Source organism: Empedobacter sp. GD03865 (assembly GCF_029840775.1).
Lineage (GTDB): Bacteria > Bacteroidota > Bacteroidia > Flavobacteriales > Weeksellaceae > Empedobacter > Empedobacter falsenii_B.
Map to the genome: position 1 here is coordinate 110829 of NZ_JAOCDF010000005.1, position 7064 is coordinate 117892.

Genomic DNA, 7064 nt, shown 5'->3' on the forward strand with positions numbered 1-7064 from the left:
CATATTATTGATAATAAATATATATTTGTAATTCAAAAAATAAAATCTAAACAAATGTCATTTATCTCTGAAATTTCTACAAGTTTTATCTCTTATATTAAAAGACCTGCCTTATATCCCGAGCTTGGAAGAAAAATTATAAAAAATATTTTTTACAGAAACTCTGCTACTAAAGGTAAAGATCTTGCTACTGATTGGTGTATAAAAAACTCAATTACTCAAGAAGAAGCCGTGAAATTGTTCAACAATAAAGACCCCAAAGTTGACATCTTCAATTCATTTAAAGATGAAACTTCTTATGCTCTTGAAAAAGAGAAAAATTCTCCTGTTAAAATGGGTGGTGCTGGAGCGCTGAACCTTATTTATGTAATAACAGAACATCTCAACGCTAAAAATGTTTTAGAAACTGGAGTTGCCTACGGATGGTCTTCTTTGGCTATTTTATTGTCTTTACAAAACAGAAATGGTGTTTTGTATAGTTCAGATATGCCGTACGTTACTAAAAACAATGATGACTTTGTAGGAATTGTTATACCAGAATCTTTAAAAAAATATTGGAAATTATTCCGTTATGCAGATCAAGAATCTCTTCCTAAAATTTTTAAAGAACAAAATACTTTTGATTTCATCCACTATGATTCTGACAAAGCTTACAAAGGTAGAATGTGGGCATACAATACCATTTGGCCAAAAGTAAAAGCAAAAGGAGTATTTATGAGTGATGATATTTCTGACAATTCTGCATTTATGGATTTTTGTATAAAGAAAAATCTAAAACCAATAATTGTTAGTTTTGATGATAAATTTGCTGGTTTAATTATTAAAGATTAAATCCATATAAAATTTAAAGATGTTCAAGATTGGAACGAAAGTTAAAGTGATAGATGATAATATTTCAGGGACAATTACCAAGTTAAAAGGTGATTTTGTCTACTTTAATGATGCGGTTGGTTTTGAGTATGAATATCATCAAGAAGAAATTATCAAAGCGATTGAAATTGATTATGATGAATACCGCGATGAGGAAATCAAAGAATTTTCGAAACCAAAGTTTAAGACTTTTCGCAAATCTCATCGTCATCCGTATTTAACGCGAGAAATTGATTTGCATATCGAAAATCTGGTTGATAATTGGCGTGATTTGGATAATGCGCAAATTATACAAACGCAATTAGATGTTGCTCGAAATGAGGTGGAACGTGCTATGTTCGAAAGTCAAATTCGATTGATTTTAATTCACGGTTACGGAAAAGGAATTCTGAAAAAAGAAATTACCGAATTATTATTTCGTTATACGAATATCGAATTCTATGACGCCTCATTCAAGGAATATCATGGCGACGCCATAGAAGTTAAATTTATTTAGATCTCTTATAATGATAAAAAGCTGAATTAAATTCAGCTCTATGTTAAAATCTTTTGATCCAATCCATCAAATCATAATAATTTTGAGGAACAATTCCGTGTCCACTTCTGTATTCGTGGTATTCGAAATTAATATTCAACGATTTTAAAAACTCGTCACCCATTCGTCCTAATTCAATTGGCAGTACAACATCTTCTGTCCCATGAGAAACAAAGAAGTTTAAGTTCAAAAAATCTTTTGATTGATCAAAATCTCCAATAATTTTAGCTTCTGGATAACCACTTAAAATCGCCACGTTTTTAATCTTTTCAGGATTATTTAGCGAAATCGCATAACTCAATATTGCACCTTGGCTAAAGCCCATCAATGTTACATTTGCTGCATCTAAATTCTCTTGAAGAACAATTGCATCAATAAATTCGACCAATTTATTACGAGATTCTATCGCTTGCGTTTCATCCATCCATTTTTCATTGTTCACAAAATTGATATCATACCACGCATATCCGCCATACACAATATCATGCAACGCACGCACACTTACAATATGCGCATTCTGCGGCAAATCTTGTACAAACGAAAACAAATCTTCTTCATTGCTTCCATATCCATGTATCAGCACAAAAAGAGGCGTTTTTTCAGTCGAAACAACAGGTAAACGTTCGATATATTTTATTCCATTCAAATCTTTCATACAAACTTATTTTTAGCGAATTTAATTCTATTTTTTCTAAATAAAATTATTTTCAGTTCAGTTAAAACCCTTCAAAAACACCCAAACCAAATAAAGCAAAATCGTATTTCACAGGATCATTTGCATCCATTTCTCGTAATTTTGTATCGAGTTCTTTCAATGCTTTTGCATCATTTTGTTTTCGAGTCAGAATATTTAATTTTCGTGCGACATTTCCCGAATGCACATCCAAAGGACACGAAAGAATAGAAGTTGGAATAGATTTCCAAATTCCTAAATCTACACCTTGTTTGTCATCACGAATCATCCAACGCAAATACATATTGATTCGCTTTGCAGCCGAATTATTCAACGGATCTGAAATATGTTTGGTTGTTCGAGTTGGATGCTCTATTTCGAAAAAAGTTTGTTTGAAATTCGAAATTGATGCTTGCATTGAATCTGAAGTTTGATGTTTTGCAAAAACTTGTTCCAATCCGCCATGATTTTGATAAATGTTACGAAGCGATTGCATGAAAAATTTCAAATCTTCACTATTGAATGTTCTATGAACAAATCCATCCAAATTGTCTAAATGATTTTCAGAGAAATTCATTACAAAATCGTAAGGTGAATTCCCCATCAACTGCATCATTTTATTCGCATTATTGATAATCATTTTACGATTTCCCCACGCAATTGTTGCTGCTAAAAAACCAGCAATTTCGATATCTTCTTTCGCAGAAAATCTGTGCGGAATTTGTACTGGATCAGAATCGATAAAGTCTAATGTATTATATTGAAGAACTTTTTCGTCTAAAAAATCCTTTATTTCTGTCATTTAGCAAATATACTAAGAAGTATAATATGTTATAGAGAATTAGAATTTCAATCCTAAGCGATTATGTATTAACTTTATTAAATCATTTTAATCGAAAAGATTTTACATACTATCAACAAACAAACCATCAGCCATTACCAATTTTCGATCGGTCATATTTGCTAATTCTTCGTTATGTGTCACAATGACAAAAGTTTGTCCAAATTCGTTTCGAAGATTGAAAAATAATTCGTGCAATTCTTCAGCATTTTTAGAATCTAAATTACCAGAAGGTTCATCAGCAAAAACGACTTTAGGTTGATTAATCAACGCACGAGCTACTGCTACACGTTGCTGTTCTCCTCCAGAAAGTTGATTCGGTTTATGTGTTAATCGTTGCGAAAGTCCTAAATAGGACATCAACTCTTTTGCACGTTTTTCAGCATCAGCTTTTTTTGTTTTTTTGATAAAAGCTGGAATACAAATATTTTCTATTGCATTAAATTCTGGCAACAATTGATGAAACTGAAAAATGAATCCAATGTTTTCATTACGGAATTTAGATAAATCGCGATCGTTTAATTTCGTGATATCTTGTCCCGCAATCTGAATAGAAGTATTATATTTCTTTGGCTCAGAACTTTTTTCTAATGTTCCTAAAATTTGAAGCAAAGTTGTTTTTCCTGCTCCAGAAGCACCAACAATAGAAACGATTTCTTTTTCTGCAATCGATAAAGAAACATTTTTTAGCACTTCTAATTCACCAAATTTCTTAACAATATTTTCTGCTTTTATCATGAGGTAAAGATATAAATTAAGTACTAAGTCTTAAATTATAAGTGATAAGTTTTTTTTTGAATTCAAAATAAAGACATCCAAATTAAACTAGTTTTTAGTGTACTTGTTACGATTTAAAAATTATATAACAATTGTTTTGACTTTTTAAATCATTAATATTCGTATCTTGTAACCTCTAAATAAACAATATTAACCACTTTTTTAGCATAAGCTGATAAAATTAATATGGCAAAATTTAGAATACATCAACAATATTTTTATTTTTGTAATTGAAAAATCAAAAAAAATGAATCTTCACGAATATCAAGGAAAAGAAATTCTTAGTAAATATGGTGTGAAAGTACAACGTGGTATCGTTGCTACTACACCAGAAGAAGCTGTAGAAGCTGCTAAAAAGTTAACTGAACAAACTGGTACAGGTTGGCATGTTGTAAAAGCGCAAGTACACGCAGGTGGTCGTGGAAAAGGTGGTGGAGTAAAGCTTGCTAAAAACTTGGACGAAGTTAAAGAGAAAGCAAACGAAATCATCGGAATGCAATTAGTTACGCCTCAGACTTCGGCTGAAGGTAAAAAAGTTCATCAAGTTTTAATCGCTGAGGATGTTTATTATCCAGGTGAATCTGAAACTGAAGAGTACTATGTTTCTGTATTGTTAGATCGTGCTACTGGTAAAAACATGATTATGTATTCTACTGAAGGTGGAATGGATATCGAAGAAGTTGCTGAGCACACGCCAGACAAAATCTTTACAGAAGAAATTGATCCAGCTGTAGGAATCCAAGGTTTCCAAGCGCGTAAAGTTGCTTTCAACTTAGGTTTATCAGGAAATGCTTTCAAAGATGGTGTTAAATTTATCACTGCTTTATATAATGCATACGTTGCGATTGACGCTTCTATGTTCGAAATTAACCCAGTTCTTAAAACATCTGACGATCAAATTATCGCTGTAGATGCTAAAGTATCTATCGATGATAACTCATTATTCCGTCATGCAGATATTGCTGCTTTACGTGATACAAGAGAAGAAGATCCAACAGAAGTTGAAGCTGGTGAAGCTGGATTAAACTTCGTAAAATTAGACGGTAATGTAGGATGTATGGTTAACGGAGCTGGTTTAGCAATGGCAACTATGGATATCATCAAATTATCTGGTGGTAACCCTGCAAACTTCTTAGACGTTGGTGGTACTGCTGATGCTGAGCGTGTAGAAAAAGGTTTCCGTATTATCTTAAAAGATAAAAACGTAAAAGCTATCTTAATCAATATTTTTGGTGGTATTGTACGTTGTGATCGTGTTGCTCAAGGTATCTTAGATGCTTACAACAATATGGGTGACGAAATTAATGTGCCAATTATTGTTCGTTTACAAGGAACAAATGCAGAAATTGCTAAGAAAATGATTGATGAATCAGGTTTCGCTGTTCACTCTGCTATCACATTAAAAGACGCTGCTGATAAAGTAGAAGAATTAGTAGGTTAAGATTTAACTTATTTACAATATATCAAACCTCTCAAAAGATCCTTTGAGAGGTTTTTTTTGTATTTTTATATATACCTCTTTATGGAATATTTATTATAAATCATTTTAACAAGATCTATAAGTTTGTTTAGTCAAAACGCACTATTTACAGAAGTTAAACTAACACAAGATAGTGATACATCATTTTGGTTCAAAAGAGAAATCTATATTACGAAAAGAATCAATCATTCTGAACCAAATTCTAAAAATGATTTTTTTTAAATAAAAAACTCTGGAGTTAGACAAACCTAAAAATAAAGCTAACATACTAATAACAAAATTGAATATACTAGCTTCAAACTCATTATGATATTAAAATTATTTCTTAGGCTTTATATAAATAGCCTTTCTACCAGTTGTTTCTTCTGAACTTACCAACTCATCATTTTTTAAATTTCTCATAACACCAGCGATAGCAACAGAGGTAATATCTTTTGGTACTAATTTTAATCGGACCAGCTCCTTTTTTATTTCAGCAACTATTTTACCTTCATTCAGAAAATTTGTATTTACTATATGCTCCCTAATTTTTGATGTTAATTTTAAAGATTCCAATCTATATTTAGGTAATTCATTTAGAGGTTTAAGAGGTATTTTAAAGTCTAATAATGTTTCCAATGGGTACTGAACGACTTTTGCATATTCTACGTAATAATCAATAATTTTTGCTTCACCTTTTTCTATTTTTATTATAGTACTACGTGATATTTCAGTCATATAAACTATATCATCTATTGTATATAGTTTTTCTATTCTCAAACTTCTTAATTTATTTCCAAGATTAATTCTGTAAAGAGACGTCTTATTAACTTCCATAAGTTACTGATTAATGTTTTATAGTTTTATTTGTAAAATAAATTTGCATTTAAAGAAATAAATATTATATTTGTTGTAGCGAATTGATAATTAGTCTATAAAGACAAATTAAAACGATGTAATCTCGACCTAAAACGACCAATTTTACTATCGAGAGTATCGTGGAATCGCTCCATGTCTTAAAAGTTTTGTACTTTCGTATATGGCATGAGAGTGGTTCTCACGTTAACTTTAGGTAGTAGCTTTATTATCGTTAGATTATAAAGAAGGGTTTGGTCGCCCATGGTCTAAAGTGTGAGACTGCTCCTTGCTTTTTTTGCAAGTATTTCTTCATATAGGAGAGACATCGTTCCATAAAACCCAACACAAAATGAGAACGAAACAATTTCCATTCATCCGTAAAAAGCCACCGGACAAAGTCGGTCGGCTTATTACTTCTTTTTAAAGGACAAACCTCCGTTTTTATAACATTTTTAAAACACAGATTGTAAAGCAAAGGGGCTCCTTTCTTTACACGCTCTCTATCAGAGCCTCGGTAAGGAGACTTTGACAGCCAGGTTATACTCTTTTTTTCGCACATTAAAAGTAAAGCCTTTATTGACATTTTCCAAATTTATTGGGGCCTACCTTATTATTAGTATTGAGATGTTAGTATTTAGATTTTAGAGTTGTACGATGTAAAAAGTACATTGTATTATGTATTTGAGGTTGAGACTAAGGATGGGATTCTGAAACGAGTTCAGAATGACAGCGAATTTGAATATTGAAAAGGATGTAGAAAATGTCATATGATTTGGAGACGAGTGTCAAAAAGCTGAAAGTCATGGTTAAAATATTTTACTGTTTGCGTAGCAAATGATTTAAAATATTGAATGACTGAAACTAATTTTGACCGTCGAAAATCAAAGACAAGAGTTTTTTGATTACTTTTTTGCTCTCTTCCTCGAAGGGCACATGAATACCGATAATTAAAATAGATAAGCTATGAATAAAAAAGTGATAGAAAGATTTCTCGATACCTCGAAATGACATATTAGATGCGATTCTGAGACAAGCTCAGAATGACAGCTAG

Annotated in this window: 7 protein-coding genes; 3 read left to right on the forward strand and 4 right to left on the reverse strand. The window is 31.5% G+C overall.

From position 1 onward, the window contains the following. The first annotated feature begins 54 nt into the window (after window positions 1–54). Together N5D46_RS03560 and N5D46_RS03565 are read left to right on the forward strand one after the other, a co-directional pair. Window positions 55–831, forward strand: coding sequence for a class I SAM-dependent methyltransferase (locus N5D46_RS03560; protein WP_225539866.1), 777 nt, complete (start codon window positions 55–57; stop codon window positions 829–831). Window positions 832–850: 19 nt separating this feature from the next. Then, complete coding sequence (locus N5D46_RS03565) at window positions 851–1366, forward strand: hypothetical protein (protein WP_280049205.1); 516 nt, start codon at window positions 851–853, stop codon at window positions 1364–1366. 43 nt (window positions 1367–1409) lie between these two features. Here N5D46_RS03565 and N5D46_RS03570 read toward each other — a convergent pair whose 3' ends face one another. The 3 genes from N5D46_RS03570 to N5D46_RS03580 all read right to left on the reverse strand — a co-directional run bounded on the left by N5D46_RS03570 (window position 1410) and on the right by N5D46_RS03580 (window position 3657). Continuing rightward, window positions 1410–2060, reverse strand: coding sequence for a phospholipase (locus tag N5D46_RS03570; protein WP_280049206.1), 651 nt, complete (start codon window positions 2058–2060; stop codon window positions 1410–1412). Window positions 2061–2121: 61 nt separating this feature from the next. Beyond that, a complete protein-coding gene (locus N5D46_RS03575) occupies window positions 2122–2880 on the reverse strand; it encodes a TIGR02757 family protein (protein WP_219035328.1) in 759 nt (252 codons plus the stop codon). Between the two features lie 102 nt (window positions 2881–2982). Next, complete coding sequence (locus tag N5D46_RS03580) at window positions 2983–3657, reverse strand: ABC transporter ATP-binding protein (RefSeq protein WP_114998944.1); 675 nt, start codon at window positions 3655–3657, stop codon at window positions 2983–2985. 286 nt (window positions 3658–3943) lie between these two features. Here N5D46_RS03580 and sucC point away from each other — a divergent pair, with 286 nt between their 5' ends. After that, complete coding sequence (gene sucC / locus N5D46_RS03585; RefSeq protein WP_114998939.1) at window positions 3944–5137, forward strand: ADP-forming succinate--CoA ligase subunit beta; 1194 nt, start codon at window positions 3944–3946, stop codon at window positions 5135–5137. A gap of 357 nt (window positions 5138–5494) precedes the next feature. On the opposite strand, the gene N5D46_RS03590 is transcribed toward sucC, so the two are convergent. Continuing rightward, complete coding sequence (locus N5D46_RS03590) at window positions 5495–5992, reverse strand: helix-turn-helix domain-containing protein (RefSeq protein ID WP_114998937.1); 498 nt, start codon at window positions 5990–5992, stop codon at window positions 5495–5497. Between the last annotated feature and the right edge of the window lie 1072 nt (window positions 5993–7064).